20 protein-coding genes are annotated in these 17,461 nt (G+C 43.7%); 17 read left to right on the forward strand and 3 right to left on the reverse strand.

Annotated elements, in window-relative coordinates; genetic code table 11:
• The first annotated feature begins 58 nt into the window (after positions 1–58).
• Complete coding sequence (locus tag ACFQ2J_RS10015) at positions 59–1,315, forward strand: M48 family metallopeptidase (protein ID WP_386059507.1); 1,257 nt, start codon at positions 59–61, stop codon at positions 1,313–1,315.
• Positions 1,316–1,501: 186 nt separating this feature from the next.
• Here ACFQ2J_RS10015 and ACFQ2J_RS10020 read toward each other — a convergent pair whose 3' ends face one another.
• Positions 1,502–1,969: a hypothetical protein gene (locus ACFQ2J_RS10020; RefSeq protein ID WP_386059509.1), complete on the reverse strand. Its 468-nt coding sequence runs from the start codon at positions 1,967–1,969 to the stop codon at positions 1,502–1,504.
• Between the two features lie 354 nt (positions 1,970–2,323).
• Between ACFQ2J_RS10020 and ACFQ2J_RS10025 the strand changes: the two genes are divergently transcribed.
• The 5 genes from ACFQ2J_RS10025 to ACFQ2J_RS10045 all read left to right on the forward strand — a co-directional run bounded on the left by ACFQ2J_RS10025 (position 2,324) and on the right by ACFQ2J_RS10045 (position 7,981).
• Positions 2,324–5,356: an efflux RND transporter permease subunit gene (locus tag ACFQ2J_RS10025; RefSeq protein ID WP_386059512.1), complete on the forward strand. Its 3,033-nt coding sequence runs from the start codon at positions 2,324–2,326 to the stop codon at positions 5,354–5,356.
• A 271-nt stretch (positions 5,357–5,627) separates the two neighbouring features.
• Positions 5,628–6,362, forward strand: coding sequence for a hypothetical protein (locus tag ACFQ2J_RS10030; protein ID WP_386059515.1), 735 nt, complete (start codon positions 5,628–5,630; stop codon positions 6,360–6,362).
• A gap of 70 nt (positions 6,363–6,432) precedes the next feature.
• Entirely contained in the window at positions 6,433–7,059 is a 627-nt protein-coding gene (locus tag ACFQ2J_RS10035) for a hypothetical protein (RefSeq protein WP_386059518.1), read from the forward strand.
• The gene (locus ACFQ2J_RS10040; protein WP_386059520.1) at positions 7,056–7,466 is read left to right on the forward strand and encodes a hypothetical protein; all 411 of its coding nucleotides are present in this window, start codon (positions 7,056–7,058) and stop codon (positions 7,464–7,466) included. Before ACFQ2J_RS10035 ends, ACFQ2J_RS10040 begins: the two co-directional genes overlap by 4 nt.
• 173 nt (positions 7,467–7,639) lie before the next feature.
• Positions 7,640–7,981, forward strand: a complete 342-nt coding sequence (locus tag ACFQ2J_RS10045; RefSeq protein ID WP_386059523.1) for a hypothetical protein — start codon at positions 7,640–7,642, stop codon at positions 7,979–7,981.
• A gap of 39 nt (positions 7,982–8,020) precedes the next feature.
• On the opposite strand, the gene ACFQ2J_RS10050 is transcribed toward ACFQ2J_RS10045, so the two are convergent.
• Positions 8,021–8,512 carry a hypothetical protein gene (locus tag ACFQ2J_RS10050; RefSeq protein WP_386059526.1) on the reverse strand — a complete coding sequence of 164 codons (492 nt, stop codon included), beginning with the start codon at positions 8,510–8,512 and terminating at the stop codon, positions 8,021–8,023.
• A gap of 54 nt (positions 8,513–8,566) precedes the next feature.
• Entirely contained in the window at positions 8,567–9,133 is a 567-nt protein-coding gene (locus ACFQ2J_RS10055; protein ID WP_386059528.1) for a class I SAM-dependent methyltransferase, read from the reverse strand.
• A 94-nt stretch (positions 9,134–9,227) separates the two neighbouring features.
• On the opposite strand from ACFQ2J_RS10055, the gene rlmH reads away from it, so the two are divergent.
• From rlmH to ACFQ2J_RS10110, 11 genes are all read left to right on the forward strand, one after another.
• On the forward strand, positions 9,228–9,707 hold the full coding sequence (gene rlmH / locus ACFQ2J_RS10060) for a 23S rRNA (pseudouridine(1915)-N(3))-methyltransferase RlmH (RefSeq protein WP_386059531.1): 480 nt from the start codon (positions 9,228–9,230) through the stop codon (positions 9,705–9,707).
• A 56-nt stretch (positions 9,708–9,763) separates the two neighbouring features.
• Complete coding sequence (locus tag ACFQ2J_RS10065) at positions 9,764–10,819, forward strand: LytTR family transcriptional regulator DNA-binding domain-containing protein (protein WP_386059534.1); 1,056 nt, start codon at positions 9,764–9,766, stop codon at positions 10,817–10,819.
• Positions 10,820–11,024: 205 nt separating this feature from the next.
• Entirely contained in the window at positions 11,025–11,873 is an 849-nt protein-coding gene (locus ACFQ2J_RS10070) for an ABC transporter ATP-binding protein (RefSeq protein WP_386059537.1), read from the forward strand.
• Positions 11,873–12,571: an ABC transporter permease gene (locus tag ACFQ2J_RS10075; protein ID WP_386059540.1), complete on the forward strand. Its 699-nt coding sequence runs from the start codon at positions 11,873–11,875 to the stop codon at positions 12,569–12,571. Before ACFQ2J_RS10070 ends, ACFQ2J_RS10075 begins: the two co-directional genes overlap by 1 nt.
• A 189-nt stretch (positions 12,572–12,760) precedes the next feature.
• Positions 12,761–13,321, forward strand: a complete 561-nt coding sequence (locus ACFQ2J_RS10080) for a bifunctional transcriptional activator/DNA repair enzyme AdaA (RefSeq protein ID WP_386059543.1) — start codon at positions 12,761–12,763, stop codon at positions 13,319–13,321.
• Positions 13,322–13,332: 11 nt separating this feature from the next.
• Complete coding sequence (locus tag ACFQ2J_RS10085; RefSeq protein WP_386059545.1) at positions 13,333–14,241, forward strand: DNA-3-methyladenine glycosylase family protein; 909 nt, start codon at positions 13,333–13,335, stop codon at positions 14,239–14,241.
• Positions 14,234–14,713, forward strand: a complete 480-nt coding sequence (locus ACFQ2J_RS10090; protein WP_386059548.1) for a methylated-DNA--[protein]-cysteine S-methyltransferase — start codon at positions 14,234–14,236, stop codon at positions 14,711–14,713. The genes ACFQ2J_RS10085 and ACFQ2J_RS10090 overlap by 8 nt, the downstream gene beginning before the upstream one ends.
• 121 nt (positions 14,714–14,834) lie before the next feature.
• Positions 14,835–15,305 carry a peptide-methionine (S)-S-oxide reductase gene (locus tag ACFQ2J_RS10095; protein WP_386059550.1) on the forward strand — a complete coding sequence of 157 codons (471 nt, stop codon included), beginning with the start codon at positions 14,835–14,837 and terminating at the stop codon, positions 15,303–15,305.
• Positions 15,306–15,321: 16 nt separating this feature from the next.
• Positions 15,322–15,954: a hypothetical protein gene (locus tag ACFQ2J_RS10100; protein WP_386059553.1), complete on the forward strand. Its 633-nt coding sequence runs from the start codon at positions 15,322–15,324 to the stop codon at positions 15,952–15,954.
• Between the two features lie 135 nt (positions 15,955–16,089).
• A complete protein-coding gene (locus ACFQ2J_RS10105) occupies positions 16,090–17,031 on the forward strand; it encodes an AraC family transcriptional regulator (RefSeq protein WP_386059556.1) in 942 nt (313 codons plus the stop codon).
• A 13-nt stretch (positions 17,032–17,044) separates the two neighbouring features.
• Positions 17,045–17,446 carry a DUF1761 domain-containing protein gene (locus ACFQ2J_RS10110; RefSeq protein WP_386059558.1) on the forward strand — a complete coding sequence of 134 codons (402 nt, stop codon included), beginning with the start codon at positions 17,045–17,047 and terminating at the stop codon, positions 17,444–17,446.
• Positions 17,447–17,461: the final 15 nt, after the last annotated feature.

Genomic DNA, 17,461 nt, shown 5'->3' on the forward strand with positions numbered 1-17,461 from the left:
TGATTGATGACTTGTCCGCATACATTCAATAGGAGAGTGTTTTTCGGAGGTGGAGAGTATGAAAAAACGGTTCGTCATCTGGGCCGGACTGCTTTTTGCAATTTATGCGACGTTGATGGGGTTCTACCTGCTGTCATGGGCGGATTTCGGGGTGCCGGATGCGTTGAAGGGGACTGGCGCTGACCCTGCGACATTCATGTCAGAGCGCGAACTTGAACTGAGTGCAGCGTATTCGCGCTATCAGGTCTTCGTGTCGTTTGTCGCGATGCCTTATGAATGGATCATCTATATCGGAGTGCTCGTATTCGGTGCTTCAGCCTTGTTCCGGAATACGAGTGAAAAAGTGTCACGGTTCACGTCGATCCAGGTGCCGATTTACGTGTTATTCTTATCGATTTTGACATGGGTGCTTACGTTCCCGATCGACTTCGCGCATCGCTGGTTTTCAGTGGAATATGGAATCTCGAATCAGACATTCTCCGGGTGGATGCGCGATCAGATGATCAGCTTCTGGCTGTCGACGTTAATTACGGCATTGCTGATCACTGCGCTGTATCTTCTGATTCGGAAATTCCCTAAGCGTTGGTGGCTGTTCGCATGGATGGGGCTCATCCCATTTTTGATTTTCATGATGTACATCCAGCCGGTCGTCATCGATCCTTTGTACAACGATTTCTACGAGCTGCAGGATAAGGAGCTCGAAACTAAGATTCTCGCACTTGCCGATGAAGCGGATATTCCGGCGGAGCGTGTGTATGAAGTGAACATGTCAGAAAAAACGAACGCGATGAACGCTTATGTGAACGGAATTGGCGACAATCTGCGCATCGTGCTTTGGGATACGACGCTGAATGGTCTTGAGGACCGGGAAGTGCTGTTCATCATGGCGCATGAAATAGGGCATTATGTGATGAACCATCTGTACTGGAACCTGTTTGGTGCGATTGCATCGAGTCTTGTATTGTTGTATCTAGGGTATAGACTGATTCACGTTGTACTCCGGAAGTGGGGAGATGCGTGGGGTGTAAGAGGTATCGATGATATTGCTTCCCTGCCAGCATTGCTGTTAGTGGTCTCACTGCTGTCTTTTGTCTCGACCCCAGCTGAGCTGGCAATTTCGCGTAATGCGGAAAAAGCAGCGGATACGTATGCGATCGAGATGCTGGAGGATAAGGAAGCCGCTGTCGGCTCGTTCCAGAAACTAGCCGTTAACGGATTGAGTGACGTAAATCCTCCGGCGCTCGTCAAGTTCTTCCAATACGGCCATCCAACTTTAATGGAACGCATCAAAATGCTCGAAAACTACGAAAAATAGAGGGGATAATCCCCCGCCACATTAACGCTTCACCGCACCGGGGGACAGTCCCTCAGCGCTTTAAAGTGAAAAAGAATGCCGGATCAAGTGTGGACTTGACCGGCATTTTTACTTTGTTCATCAGAGGAACTTTTTGGAAAGATGTAAGTTGAAGTAGATTAATGTGGTGTTGTTTAATACAGAAGATTAGCTAGTCATGAATTTTTTCAGTAGCTTAACATCAATATCAAGCTCCGCTACCTTATCGGCTATATGCACAACTTTCGCCTGATTAACCGTATTCGCAGCTACTTGTTTCGATACGTTTTCCAACTTGTTGATAATTGCTTGCTGTCCATCTTCAAGCTTGTCCAAGCGTCCCTCCATAGAGTCCATGCGCCCGTTAAAAGTCAGTTCCATAGAGTCCATACGACCGTTTAAGGACAGTTCCATAGAGTCCAAGCGTCCCTTCATAGAATCCATGCGCCCATTTAAAGATAGGTCCATAGAGTCTATGCGTTCGTTTAAAGACAACTCCATAGAGTCCATACGGTCGTTTAATGAAAGGAACTTCTCATCCATAGCATCCATTCGATCATTTATTGGCTTCAGCTTTTGGTCAAACTTTTCGTCTAATAAATATGACAGCATTTCCATAAGTTCTTTGTTTTCCACGTTTTCACCTCCTGGATTGATTATATCAAATGACGGTATTCTTAGCAGTTATTTCAGGTGAAAAAAATAGATGGAGTTTAGCGGTTCTCTAGCTAACATGAGGACCTTAGTTTCCAAATTTTACAGAAAAACTCGTTCTTTTTTCATTATTAAGGTGTAGAATATATCTTGCTTACATAAACCACCGATTCGATTCGTATGATGACTTTCGGGTGCGAAAAACGTCTTCATGCCATGAATACGACTTAAGGCGTAGAAGAAGTTTAGTCTCTAGACCGCTGCAGGCGTAATGGTCTTAAAGTATGATAAGAATGGTTTAAGTAATTCCATTAAATGGTACGGGGAGGAACAAACATGCAACAAGTTACAAAGTGGGCTTTTCGTAATAAAACGGCGATGTCGTTATTCATCGTCATCATTCTGTTGAGCGGAACAGTGAGTTATTTTCGGTTGCCGATGGAATTTTTACCGGAGGCGGATAACCCTCAGGTAACAGTCATTACATTCGGGCAGGGGATTGATGCGGAATCGATGACTGAAACGGTCACTGAACCCATCGAGCAGGTGGTATCCTCGATCGCGGGTAAGTCATCGGTTTTATCTACAACGGGTGAAGGGTATTCTCAGATCACGCTGAATTTTGATTCGAAAAAAGATATGAAAGAAGCGAAGGAGGAAGTCGACAGTGCATTGACACAGGTCCAGCTTCCGGAAGGGGTAGGCAAACCGATGACCTCCCAGCTCAACACTTCCATGATTCCTGTAGGTCAGGTCTCTGTGACTTTTGACGACGGTCTTACGAAACAGAATGTCGAGCTCGCAAAGCAGGAGTTCACAGCGTTGTTTGAAGGGGAGGAGGGGTTATCCCAGGCAAGCTTGATGGGAGAAAATGCATCGTACATCAGTATTGATGTGGATGAACAAAAGCTGCAGGAAAACCAAATCCCACTCCAATCCGTGATGGGAGTCCTACAGGGGCAGAATCTTTCCATGACGGCTGGAAGCAGTACGATGGATGGAGAAGAGAGCACCATCAATGTCACGGATAATCTGCAATCGTTGGAAGTGCTTGAAAACCTTCCATTGGCAGCTCAATCTCCTGAGGCGAGTAGCTTGAGGCTGAAAGATGTTGCAACCGTGGAGCGCGTCAAACAGGAAGACACGATTGCGCGGGTCAATGGAAAGGAAGCACTGGCATTTGTCATCTTCAAGGAAAGTAATGCAAGTGAAGTGGATGCCGGCAATCAAGTAGAAGCTACGGTAGAAAAAATCAACGAAGACTTCAAGGGAGCGGAAGCCACGACATTGTTCACGACTGGTGATATGGTTAAAAGCTCTGTGAACTCGATGGTCCGTGAAGTAGGACTTGGTGCGTTGTTTGCAACCCTTGTCATCCTGCTGTTTTTAAGAAGAACGAAGCCAACATTGATTACGGCAATTTCGATTCCGTTGTCATTGGCTTTGACGCTTTTCCTACTGTGGTTGTCAGGTGTCACGCTGAACATCCTGACACTTGGAGGCGTGGCCGTTGCTGTCGGTCGTCTCGTGGATGACAGCATCGTAGTTGTCGAAAATATTTTCAGGCGCAGTCAGAATAAACAGCTTACCAAAGAGATCGTACTTGATGCTACGAAGGAAGTTTCGAGGGCAATCACATCCTCCACGCTCATTACGGTTGCAGTATTTTTGCCAATGGGACTGGTGAATGGCTCTCTGAAAGCATTCCTACTGCCGTTCGGCTTGACGGTTTCGTACTCCTTACTTGCGTCTTTGCTGGTAGCAATTGCGGTGGTACCTATCATGAGCCAGGCGATGCTGAAAAATACGACATTACCCCCTCACCACAAACCGGAACGCTACCTGCGAGTGCTCAAGTGGTCGTTGAACCATAAGTTCGTACCGATTCTGACTGCTGTCGTCGTGCTTATCGGTTCGGTTGCGCTTTATATCACCATGCCGAAGGCGGCAACAAGTGCGAGTGATGCTTCGCTCGTCCAGGTTGAAACGGAATTTGAAAGTGATACACCTAAAGAAACCATCCTGGACCGTCTGAAGGATATTGAATCATCATTGATGGATATAGAGGGATCCGATTATTTGATCACTCAATACGGATCCAGTGAAGAAGAAGCACGCTTTGGTTCAGTGAGCGACCCGAACAAGGTCATTTACACGATCATTATGAAAGAAGATGGCGATGCGGAAGCTTATATCGAGCAGGTAAATGAGTTGAAGAAAAAAGAAAAAGACGTCCAGATCACAGCGTTTGTGTCATCCATGTTCGGTGGGTCTGCGAACTCATCCATTACGTATGATATCGTCGGCAATGACAGTAAGCAGTTGATCGAAACGTCGAATACGCTGATGAATCAAATCGAGGAAGTGGATGGGGTTAAAAAAGTATCGAGCAACCAGGATCAGACCTCCCCTGTCTATACGGTAGAAGTAGATGCAGCAAAAGCAAACACTCAGCAAACCGCAATGCAGATCCGAAGCTTTTTAGAAGCTCAGCCGATCGGGATGGTGGAAGTGGACGGTCAGAAGCTGCCGGTCGTCCTGAATGCCAAGAAGAACCCAGAATCCTTCTCTGAACTTAAGGAACTACCGATTGCGACAGCACAGGGACTTGTTCCACTTTCTGAGGTAGCAACCATTGTTGAGGAGGAAAAACCAAGCACCATCCTTCATAAAAATGGGGATCTGTACGTCCGTATCTCAGCAGAAGTGGATGCAGAAAAGTTGTCAGTCATTGCAAGAAGCATCGATGAAAAAATCAAGGGAGTGGATCTTCCTGATGGAGTCGACATCAGTGTGGGAGGCGCATCCCAGCAGCAGGCTAGTGATTTCCAAGACTTAGGGCTGACTATGCTTGCATCGATCCTGATCGTTTTCTTGATCATGGTCATTACGTTCAAGACGATCCGTGCACCTCTGGCGATTCTTATTACACTGCCACTTGCATCGATTGGAGCGGTGCTCGGGTTGCTGATTGCCCGTGTACCTGCTGACCCGACTGCATTGATCGGTGCATTGATGCTGATTGGAATCGTCGTGACGAACGCCATCGTGCTGATTGACCGAGTCAAACAGAACGAAGAAACGATGATCATCCGTGATGCAATTATCGAAGCTTGTGGAACGCGTTTGCGTCCTGTTCTGATGACAGCGATTGCGACTATCTGTGCAATGCTGCCGCTTCTGTTCGGCCATTCCGAAGCAGGAAGCCTAGTGTCCAAGTCACTTGCAGTAGTCGTAATTGGTGGATTGGCTGGAGCAACGGTATTGACGCTGGTCATCGTACCTGTCTTTTATGAGTTGTTACACTTCAAAAAATCAAAACGTCAACGACAGGAACAAGTTATGGTGGAACATAAAATTGCTAACTGAATTTAGTAAGATCGAAACAGCCCATCAATCCCTAAGATTGATGGGCTGTTTCTTTGGATAACACAGGGGAAAATTCCCCACCAAAGTAAAGCATTAACGCAACGGGGGACAGTCCCTCACTACAGTAAAGCGTTAATGTGATGAGGTTCCTTTGGTGCGTTTATGTATTATCTTGTAAGGTATGTTACTTTGAGGACTTTTAAAAAATTCCAGCGCCTAGTATACTATGGGACATTGTCTTCATTACTTGCATCATAGGGAGGGGTACATCATGGCTTTAGGATGTCTCGGTTCATTATTACTTATCAGCCTTGTCATATGGGCTTTTCAATTCAATTTATATGTGGGGATTATTGCGATTATCGCTGGATTTGCACTCCTTGCCTACAAGCACACCCTCAAGATTTCAGGCGCAGTTCTGCTTCTTGTATTTATGATCTGGTCTTTCACCGTGCACTGGATTCTTGGAATTGTCAGTATTGTGATCAGCGGGATCTTTTTCTTCCGGGAAGCGTTTAAGGCATTAGATGAATTCGTAAAGAAGAGTAACATGGAGAAGTTGAAGAAGCAGGAAAGCTTCGGGAACTGCCACGCTTTCAGTGGTGAATATTACAAAATGGTCATCGTCGATGAAGCGGAAGATCGATTCGCTTTTTTTGATGGAGGAGATGACTATGAGGTCTACCCGATCAGTGATCTTGTGGACGTACATATGCATACAGAGGATGATTACAGCTTAAGTAGCAGTACTGGTGTGAGTACAACAGGAGCCATGGTTGGAGGAGCCATCGGTGGAGGTCTTGGTGCGCTGGCAGGTGGCGTCCGCAAAAAGCACCGGGTTGTGCATGAAATAGATCGCCTGGCGATCCGTCTGATTATGAAAGGCCGTCCGAATATCGTAATTGAGTTCGTGGATACAACTGTAAGTAAGAACAGCTTTACCTTCCAAAAAGCATCCGAACAAGCAGAAGGGCTCTACACTACGTTAACGGAAAGGATGCATTAGTTAAGGGCTTTTACCTTCCTATGTTGTGTTAATATGGAAATAACAGTAATTGATGGAGTGGAGGGGTTCGATGATGAGAAAAGTGATCACTACGACTCTTGCAACGCTGATTTCTGTTTTGGTCCTTTTGCTCGGTGGAGGGTTCAATCTTGATTTGATTGGAACAGCGATTTTCACGATCATAGTTATCTTTCCGATCATTTTCGTATATGGATTGCCCGTCACATTCCTGTCTGACTATCTGACCCGAAAGCTTACTGGAACAAGGAGGTCCTTAACGGCATTAGGAGTCCATTTATTATTCGGATTGTTGTTTGCTCCTTTATATGCGCTGGTGATTGAACATAGTTCATTCACCATGCTTCTAAGTTTATTAGGAGCTGCAACTGTCGCGGTCAGTTTTTGGGCGATTGATGAAGTACTAAGGCGTATCAATGGGGAAAACGATGTTATCCACCATCAAGAATCGAAGATTAAAATTGGGATATGGGCCTACAGCTTTATATTTCTGTTGATGACTCTCTTCCTCGCATTCACCACTGGTACGATAATGGAGGCCAAGAAAGCATACGAACTGAATATGGATAGTATCCTTACCTATAATCTTCTATACTCTCTAGGTTTAGCTTTATTGCTATCACCGGTTGGGTACCTGGGTGCAAAGATGGTGTATGATCGGAAGATAGTAAAGGAATGAGTAAAGCATTAATCCTAAGGAAGACGATTGCTACGATTGTTGCACCGCTGATCACTGTAGCCATTTTGGTTTTTGGAGGTAATGGAGGTGTCAGCCTTGAGATAATTGGAGGCGTTATTTTCATTTTCAGAGTAATCTTCCCTTATGTTTTACTCTATGGCGTGCCCGTGTCCTTCCTTTCTGATTTTCTGACGAGACGATTTACGAAAGAGAATCGGATTTATGCAGCATTTGGAATTCATTTGATTTTCGGGCTGCTGTTTGCGCCTTTTTATGCGTTTTTGATTGAGGAAAATACATACATCATCAACATGATCTTTGTAGGAGCTACAATGATTGCTTTCTGCTTTTGGATAATCGATGAAGTGCTGAGGGGTATTCTGATGAACAATGACAGAGAATCATGAAGCAGTATTTAATGATGACTGACTTTTCAATCCAAATAAAAGAGATCTTCCGAAGTGTGGAAGGTCTCTTTTCTGAATTGTTCATATGTAACAAACAAGTGTAGGGTTGTACAAAATCGTCAGGAATATTTCAGTAGCCGTAGACATCTTCTTAATAATAGGGGGTGTCCAATGTGAAGAAATTCTATTATGCAGGGTTGATCCTGATTATCACCTTTGGGTTATTCACCGTGGTTACAAGTCAAATCAATGGTAAAGCTGATCAAGATGATTTTGCTGAGAGGACGATAGCGTTAGCGGATTTCATTGACGACCGTTTAAATAGTGAGGGTGCAGATGCGAGAATGAGTTATGTTCAGCACGATAAGGAGAATTACCCGAAAGTACTCATTTATATAACTGCTGGTACGAAGGCAGATGATGTGATGGTTGAAAAGAAAGTCGACGAGCTTGTCCGGTCAGCGGACTTACTAAAAGAGAATGAGAAATATGAAATAATTGTGAGTAATCAATAAGCAAAAAAGAACTTCCGCATCGTTGGAAGTTCTTTATGCTTAACACCAGACAATGATTTTATAGGGCGTCGTCTGAGCAGGGATACTCATCGTCGACGGACCATACATTACAATCAGGTTCCGATTTGCGAGCTCGCCCTTGAATGGTTGCCCGTTCGTCAGCCGCAGTTGTGTATAAGGGGCCACGTTCAGCTTCAGCATCCCATCACTGCTGACGAGCTGGCGGTCGAACTGGTCGACCTTCACATTCATCCCAGGTGATTCCTTTACCAACACGAGCGCCTGGTAGCGCGGCGGATAAATGAGCGGAACCGGCGCATTGCGGTCATAATAGCCCGTCACCCCGTCGCCAACATTCACTATCGCCTGATCGACGAAGTATGTCCCTGGTCCCGCGACGAACTCCACTACACCGCCTGGACCATCCTCAAGCCTGATCAGCTTATAACAGCCATCCCCGGTGCCGTCAGCCGAAATTGGGAATTCTGTGATCTGCGTCACCATCCCGCGAAACATTCCGAAATTCACCATATGCATAACCTCCACTTTAACGTATGAAGGATCATGCCTAGAGGTGACTGGATGTTACTTCAATTTGGCATGCACTGCGTAAACCTCATCCATTGAAATGAGTTTGGCAGAAAACCCTTCCTGATCTAAAATCTTCATTAGTTCATCAGATGGGATACGGTGATGAAGCGGAGGACCGGACTCTGATTCTACAGCTTCCCATTCGACGAACATCACTTGTGCGTCCTTTTTCATGATCCGTTTCATTTCGCTTAACGCCTGGGGAATGCTGCCCACCTCATGGATGACAAATGCGACCATAAGTTTGTCGGCTGTATCGTCCTTAAGGTCGATATTTTCTAAATCACTGACAACGTAGTCCACATTTTTTAATTGTGCTTCCTCGACGCGCTGCCTAAGCAAATCAAGCATTTGTGGCTCAAGATCGACCGCATAGACCTTTTCTTTCGTTCGTTTAGCAAGCGGAAGTGTGAAGAAGCCGTTGCCAGCGCCAAGGTCAGCGATTGTATCTGATTCCGATATTTGTAATCGATCCATTAACGCTTTCGGCTGTATTTTTTCTTCGCGTTCCTTAGTCAGTAGCTTATCTGCTTTTTCTGGATTGAATTTTTTCTCAGACATATGACACTCTCCTTTTACTATCAAGTACACCCGTACGGCATCTGCTCAAAAATGATAAAATATAGCTAACTAAACTGAGCGAAGGAGTTTCATCATGAAAATTACAATCGTCACCGTCGGAAAACTGAAGGAAAAATACTTGAAGCAGGGCATCCAGGAGTACGTTAAACGTCTCGGGCCATATGCGAAAGTCGATATCATCGAAGTGCCGGACGAAAAAGCTCCGGAGAACTTGAGCGAAGCGGATATGGAAGAAGTGAAGAAGAAGGAAGGAGAGCGCATCCTTGCGAAAATTAGCCCCGATGCACATGTAATCACGCTCGAAATCAACGGAAGCATGCTGACTTCAGAAAAACTCGCCAAGAAAATGGACGACCTTGCAACGTACGGAAAAAGCAAAGTCGCGTTTGTGATTGGTGGTTCGCTTGGTTTGAGTGATGAGGTGCTGGAGCGAAGTGACTTCGGGTTGAGTTTTTCAAAGATGACTTTTCCTCACCAGTTGATGCGACTGGTGCTGGTCGAGCAGATTTATCGTGCGTTCAAGATTAATCGGAATGAACCGTATCATAAATAGCTACCCGCTATTTTGCTTTCTTTGCTTATACACACATTCATTATAGGAGTGATACTTTGTCTCAGAATCTTATTCTACAAATCGAAGAGGTCAGCAAAGTCGAAGGAGATAAAGTATGGTTTCACCCTTTTAACTTCCGTTTGAATCAAAGCCAAGTAGCAGCGATTCAATGCGACCACGTGGTGGGCAAGGTGTTATTTCAGATCTTGACCGGGCAGGAAGCGGGAACGGGGAGGATTGCATATTTTGATGAAGGTCAGTCTCTTCCTTCAGGCTGGAAGCAATACGCTCATCGGATTGGTCTGGTGTTCCATGAGGAAGAGGTATATGAGCGGTTAACACCTAATGAGTATTTGAAGTTTTATCAGCGGCTTTATGATAAGAAAGCGGACATTGATGAGTTGTTACATAAAGTGAATCTATCTGGTAAGAAATCTCAACGAATCAAAAAGCTCAACTTTTCGGAAAGAAAGCGCCTATCCTTTGCTAAGGCGCTTATTAATAAGCCGGAGCTAATGATCCTGGAAGAGCCGGATCAGAACATTGATTTAGAGAGCAAGGTAATCTTGCGTAGATTAATCAATGAGCATAAAGCAGAGGGTGGAGCGGCCTTAATTATAACTAGCAATATGGAAAGTGCGGTCATTATTACAAATGAAGTGTATCGCTTGAATGAAGATGGATTAAAGAAAATGGATGTGCAGGAGCCGGATGAAGAAGAGGATGACGATGAAGTTGAAAATGGCCGACAGGATACGGAAGCTAGTATCCAGGTTCATCTGGAGAGAATCCCTGCAAAGGTTAAAGAAAAAATCATTCTATTTGACCCTACCGAGATTGAGTACGTGGAAAGTGTGGATGGCACGGTTCAGCTGCACGTAAAAGGCGGGGCGTTTCCGTGTACGATCACCTTGCAGCAGTTATCGGAGCGGCTGGAGCCGTTTGGGTTTTTCCGTTGCCATCGTTCCTATATTGTGAATCTGCAGAAGGTTCGAGAGGTGATGACATGGACGAGAAACAGCTATAGTTTAATTCTCGATGATCATCATAAAAGCAATATTCCATTATCCAAAGGGAGGCTGCAGGATTTAAAGGATGTACTACGTATGTAAGTAAATATTTCCTGGGAAATTGTCGGGACAAGTCGTTATATGGCAGTTAAATTTCTCCGTTCAGACTTTGGGCTGTTCCATTTAAAGTTGTATAGCTCCATTCACCCTGCCATTCACTCCTTTCACGCTTGATTTAATGCTGTGATGATCAGTTCCTTTTAAGCTTATGGTAGTCACTTGCGAAAGCAGGGAAGGGGAAATGATCATGAGTGAGATTATTGAGGTTTCGAATGTTCATAAGGATTTTGATGGGAAGCGGGCACTGGATGATTTGTCGTTCTCCATTCAAGCTGGGGAAACGTTTGGCTTTTTGGGACCGAGCGGATCTGGAAAAACAACGACGATCAAGCTGCTGACTGCCCAAGAGAGTTATCAGTCAGGACGTATTCAAGTGTTTGGGAGATCTGTAGAAGGTCTAAGAGACCCTAAGCAAATGAAACGGATTGGTGTATTAACGGATAATACTGGCTTATATGACCGGTTAACGGTGGAGGCCAATTTGAAATTATTTTGTAAATTGTACGATGTGTCCTTTAAGCGCATAGATGAGGTGCTGAACGAAGTGGGATTGACAGGGGAAGAATCTAAGGTGGTTAGCAAGCTGTCGAAGGGGATGAGGCAACGGGTGACCCTGGCGCGGACGATTCTGCATAAGCCGGAATTGTTATTTCTTGATGAACCGACGTCTGCCTTGGACCCTGTTAGCACTGAGAGGATTCACCGCATTTTAAGAACCTTAAACGAAGAAGGGACAACGATTTTCTTAACGACCCATGACATGTATGAAGCGGAGAGGATCTGTGATCGTGTGGCTTTTTTAAATAAAGGGCACATTCAGTTGCAGGGCCCACCACGGGAGCTGCGGGTCAGCCATTCGGATGCTTCCATAACGCTCTTACTGAAAGATGGAAGAGAACAGCTTGTTGGCCATGATCACGAAGGTGCAGAACGTATTCGTGAAGTAATCGCCAGTCATCAGCTGGCTTCTGTGCATTCCAATGAGCCGACCTTAGGTGATATTTTTGCCCGTGTTACAGGAAAGGAGCTGTTATGATGATTTCCATTCAACGAATTCAAGCGGTAGTCATGAAGGATTATCAAGATCTATTGAAAAATGCGTATATGCTATCTACGGCTGTAGTACCCCTCTTCTTTGCCTTCATATTCAACCAGGGAGAAGAGATTCAGACTGCAACGGTCTATATGCCGATTCTCCTCTCGATGGTCATTGTTGGTTCATTTATCCAGGCGGCCGTCATCGCGGAAGAAAAAGAGAAGAATACCTTAAGAGGGTTACTCCTTTCACCATTGAACACGGCGGAAATTTTCATTGGGAAAAGTGTACTATCAGCTGTCTCCAGTATAATTATGATTGTCGCAGTAATTTTTATAGGGAACATTCCCATGCCTGACCACATTCTACTCACAGCTGCAGCTATATTCATCAGCCTGATTATATTTATCAGTTTCGGAACCATTCTTGGACTAGTCTCTCGCACGGTTATGGAAACGTCGGTGATGGGGATTCCTGTATTATTCATTTTTGGTATGGGGGATATTTTCCGCACGATGATTGAATCGGAATGGCTTCTTGATGTCCTGAGCTACTTACCTGATCAGCAATTCGGCCAGCTGCTTCTACAGTTGAAGGATGGACAGCCGGTTGGGGATCATTTCCTGGTATTAACCGTATGGGCAGTCCTCAGTGTAACGATCACCATCTTCATATTTAAGAAGCGCCGTTTTGATTAATAAACCTGTATAGAGAAAAAGAAAGCTGCAGTGGGGTGAAATACTGCAGCTTTTTTTGTTGACTTATTTTTAGACCATAAGAGCAAGAATAAGGACGAAATGGAGAGCGATTACTTGTTAAAATATAGTCAGGGTCGTTGAACGCATTTTGTATGAAAACTTGGACAAGTGGAGAGAGGAGCGGGTTAGATGGTAGCTATTATCCATCTTTCATTTGAAGAGATGTGGGAAAGGATCATCGCTTGTGATCGTAACTATGATGGCTTGTTTTTTACAGCAGTGAAAACAACAAAAATATACTGTCGTCCTTCTTGCAGATCAAGAAAACCGAAAAAAATCAATGTGGAATTTTACCACGATATCATGGAAGTTGAGAAAGCTGGTTACCGTGCTTGTAAAAGGTGCCAGCCAGAAGTTGAGTATTCACCGCACAGTGAACTTGTCAGAACGGTCATAGTTTGTCTGGTAAGTCAGTATAAACAACCCTTGACGCTACAAGATATAGCTAATCAAGTCGGTGTTAGCCCCTATCATCTAGAGCGCACCTTTAAACAAGAGACCTCTGAAACTCCTCGCACTTATCTAGAGAGGATACGCATTGACAAAGCAGCTCATCTTCTGAAATCTACAGCCTTGACGAACCTGGAAATTTGCTATGAAGTGGGATTCCGAAGTCCTTCCAACTTTTATAAAGTGTTTCGAAGCATAAAAGCCTGTTCCCCTAATGAGTATAGAAAACTTAATAGATAGGAGCTTTTGGTATGAAGTGGACGGATTGCGAATCCCATATTGAGATTTATCCTCCTAGTGAATTTGATTTTAACCAATGTGTTTCATTTTTAGGCAGGTCTCAGCAGGAGGTGCTTCACCAAATTAAGGATGGATTCGTATATAAACTCATAAAAGTGAATCACGCATTGATTTTATGTAGAATTGGATCGGATAATCAAACGATAAAAGTTGAATTTCCTATATGCGATCCATCGTATCACTCTCGTAAAATAGTGGCGGTACACATTTGGGAGTGGTTTGATTTGGATCAGGATTTAAGTGAGTTTTACCTATTGGCTAAGCAAGATAAGGTGTTAAATGAGATAGCCTATAGATATTACGGGTTACGGATCATATGTCTACCAGATTTATTTGAAGCGCTAGTATGGGCAGTTATTGGTCAGCAAATCAACTTGGCATTTGCTTATACTTTAAAGAAACGATTTGTTGAGCACTATGGCGAATCTTTGACTTTCGGAGAGGAGACGTTTTGGCTTTTTCCCTCCTGTGAAAAAATTGCCACCTTGCAAGTGGAAGACTTGAGGGAACTTCAAATTACTGTTAGAAAAGCAGAATACATCCTTGGTATCGCAAAAGCCATGACAAATGGCGAATTAACAAAAGAATGCTTACTTCAAAAACAAGATGCTCAGCAAGTTAAGAAATCATTGATGTCGATCCGAGGTGTCGGAGCATGGACTGCAGAGTATGTAATGATGAAATGTTTACACTATACCGTTTCCTTTCCACTTGCGGATGTTGGTCTTCATAATGCATTAAAGAACGTATTAGGTCTTGAGTGCAAACCGACTATAGAAGAGATCGAGGGATTAGCATCTGGTTGGGAAGGATGGCAGGCATACGCAACCTTTTATCTTTGGAGGTCTTTATATGAATAACCTACAAAAACTACATTATGAATCGCCTATCGGGATAATAGAAATACTTGGTACCCAAGAAGCGGTACACTCTATTCTTTTCTTAGAAGATCATCATAGAAATTTTCTTAATACCGAAGCACCGCCAGTTCTAGTAGAATGCTATAACCAACTTGATGAGTATTTCAAAGGCGAACGCCAGGAATTCACTTTTCCTTACCTGTTTGAAGGGACAGACTTTCAAAAAACAGTATGGAACGATTTAATGAGAATAGCCTATGCTGAAACGGGAACCTACAAGGATATTGCCACTTCCATTGGGAATGAAAAAGCAATTAGAGCTGTAGGGAATGCAAATGGGAAAAATAAGTTAAGTATTGTCATACCTTGTCACAGAGTGATCGGTTCAAATGGGAAACTAACCGGTTATGCAGGAGGTCTACGGAGAAAGGAATGGCTGCTCCAGCATGAAAAATCCTTTGAAAAAAGTTAAAATGCTTTAAAATGCTTTAAGATATCATTTGTATTACCAAAGGGGAAGAACAATGGAAGTTTGTTAGGATAGGTTGATCGATAAAGATCGAGAGTTATAAGTCAGGAAAAGGAGCGAAAACATGGAAGTGATTTATTTTGCAGGTGGCTGTCTCTGGGGAGTACAGGAATTTATCAAAACGCTACCAGGGGTTACCACTACTGAAGCAGGAAGAGCCAATGGATCGACTCATACCCTTGAAGGTGAATACGATGGCTATGCCGAATGTGTAAAAACAGAGTTCGATCCAAACGTTGTAACAGTCAGAGATTTAATGGGATATTTCTTTGAAATCATCGATCCATACAGTGTGAATAAGCAGGGGCAGGATGTTGGTGAAAAATACAGAACCGGGGTATACAGCGAAGACCCTGAGCATCTGGAAGGGGCCAAGGTGTTTATTGACGAGAGAGCTGATTCTGACCGAATTGTGGTTGAAGTATTACCTCTTACAAACTATGTGAGAAGTGCAGAAGAACATCAGGACAGGTTAACTAGATGCCCTGATGATTATTGTCATATTCCAGCAGAGATTTTAAATCGTTATAAGTAAACATTGGAGGGATCCTATGTCGGTAGTCGACCAGTTAGCTTCTCAATTAGACCGGAAAGATGAAGCGCCGAATATTGAGCTTGCGCATCACTTAGCTGTGGAGCAAGATCACGCAGGCATTGAAGAAATCATTGCGAACCTTTCCAACAAGGATAAAAAGATTCAATACGATTGCATCAAGACAGCTTATGAAATTGGAAATGTGAATCCATCCCTCATCAGCCAGTATGCACCGAAGTTTATAGAACTGTTGAAAAGCCGTAATAACCGGATGGTGTGGGGCGGAATGATGGCGTTGGCTACAATCGCAGAGGAGGCTTCTGAGATTCTGATGGCTCACCTCAAGACCATCCAAACGGCAATGAAAAATGGTTCGGTGATCACTATTGATAAGGGTGTCCTCACGCTTGCGAAGCTTGCATCCGTCAGCAAGGAAAACAATGAAGTGATTTTTCCAATTTTACTCGATCACCTGGAGAACTGCAGAACGAAGGAAATTCCACAGCACGCTGAAAGCGCATTTATTGCTGTGACAGAGGAAAATAAAGAAGATTTCTTGAATGTATTAAGGAAGAGAGATCAGTACCTGACAAATCCCCAATTCAAACGGGTCAACAAGCTATATAAAAGGTTGGAAATAAAAAGCTAACCTTTATTCATAACCAACTTTCCAATAGCCGCCAAGATTGATGGCGGTTTTTTAGTTCTTAAGAGAAGAGGGGAATTTGCCACCCATCCATGATAAAATCGAAACAAATGTGTATCGTTTAAAGGAGTTTTGACATTGATCCAGTCCGAACAGCAAAAACAAGTGGATAAAGTGCTTGAATATATTGAACACAACCTGAATGAACCTCTTCAGCTTGAAAAACTGGCAAAAGTCTCTACGTACTCCGCTTATCATTTTCAAAGAATCTTCAAGCAGAATACGGGAGAAACTCCTGCAAGCTATGTGAAGAGGCTTCGTCTGGAGAATGCTGCGCATGTATTGATTTATGAGCGGCACATTCCAATCACCGAGGTCGCCTTCATGTGTGGATTCACTTCACTGTCTTATTTTACATATGCCTTTACGAACTATTTTGATACGAGCCCTAAGAAATGGCGGGAAGGTGCTTACTTACAGCGTTTTCCAAGGGAGTACGAGAATAGCAAGAATTCTAAACTTCATAGCAATAATAAGCAAGCGGAACAACATAAGAATACTTATAATAAGTTTAAATGGTTGGACTTGAACAGAGTGAAGACCATGGATTTACCAGGTTGCGCAACGGTGAATAACAGAAGCGTAGGTCCATACACAGAGGGGATCCCTGCTGCATGGGAAGAGCTGTATCATTGGTCGAATGCGAGAGGGTTCATCAAACCTGATACGTTGATGTTCGGAGTGCCTAGAAACAATCCGTATATCACTCCACCTGATAAAAGCCAGTACGATTGCCGAGTACAAGTGGATGAGAGTGAAATTTCTACCACTGATCAGGTGACCACATACTCCTTCACAGGTGGAAATCATGTGGTTTATGAATTTGAAGAAGCGGTGGATTACAGTGAAAGAAGCTTATTGATCGAATGCTATTCAGAACTCTACAGTTATTGGCTTCCCAAAAGTGGATACAGGTATTTAGGTAACCCGATCGAATTGGTTCAAATCGATCCTGTTGAAGGGTCTCTGTCAGTCAAGTCTAGCATTAAAGCGATTTGTTTAGCTATTGAGCCAAAATAGGGGGAATTCATTAGTGTTTATCAATTTCGGAAGCATCAGCTATCTCGCATTGGTCATCGGTGCGGTAGCGTATATGGTTTATGGGGGAATCTATTATTCCGTCGTACTATCAAGTAAGAAGGAAAGTAATAAGATGATACTAGGGCAACAAAGCAGTGGTCCATTCAAGTATATCTATTCGGTCATCCTTGCCTTCATCAGTTCATTTTTTATGGCCATACTGATTCAATCAATCGGACCTGAAGTGGTGATGACTGGAGCTGTGGTCGGGTTTATGGTGGGATTGCTGCTATCGCTCGTATATTTGAAAAACACGTTATTTGGATTGCTATCTGGCAAGTCATGTATGATTGCAATTGGAGATCATCTTGTGGCCTTCACTTTATTAGGATTCATCCATGGGTTATTCATTTGAAAAATTAACAGGTAT

The organism is Thalassobacillus hwangdonensis (genome assembly GCF_042675915.1).
Taxonomy (GTDB): Bacteria; Bacillota; Bacilli; order Bacillales; family Halobacillaceae; genus Thalassobacillus_A; species Thalassobacillus_A hwangdonensis.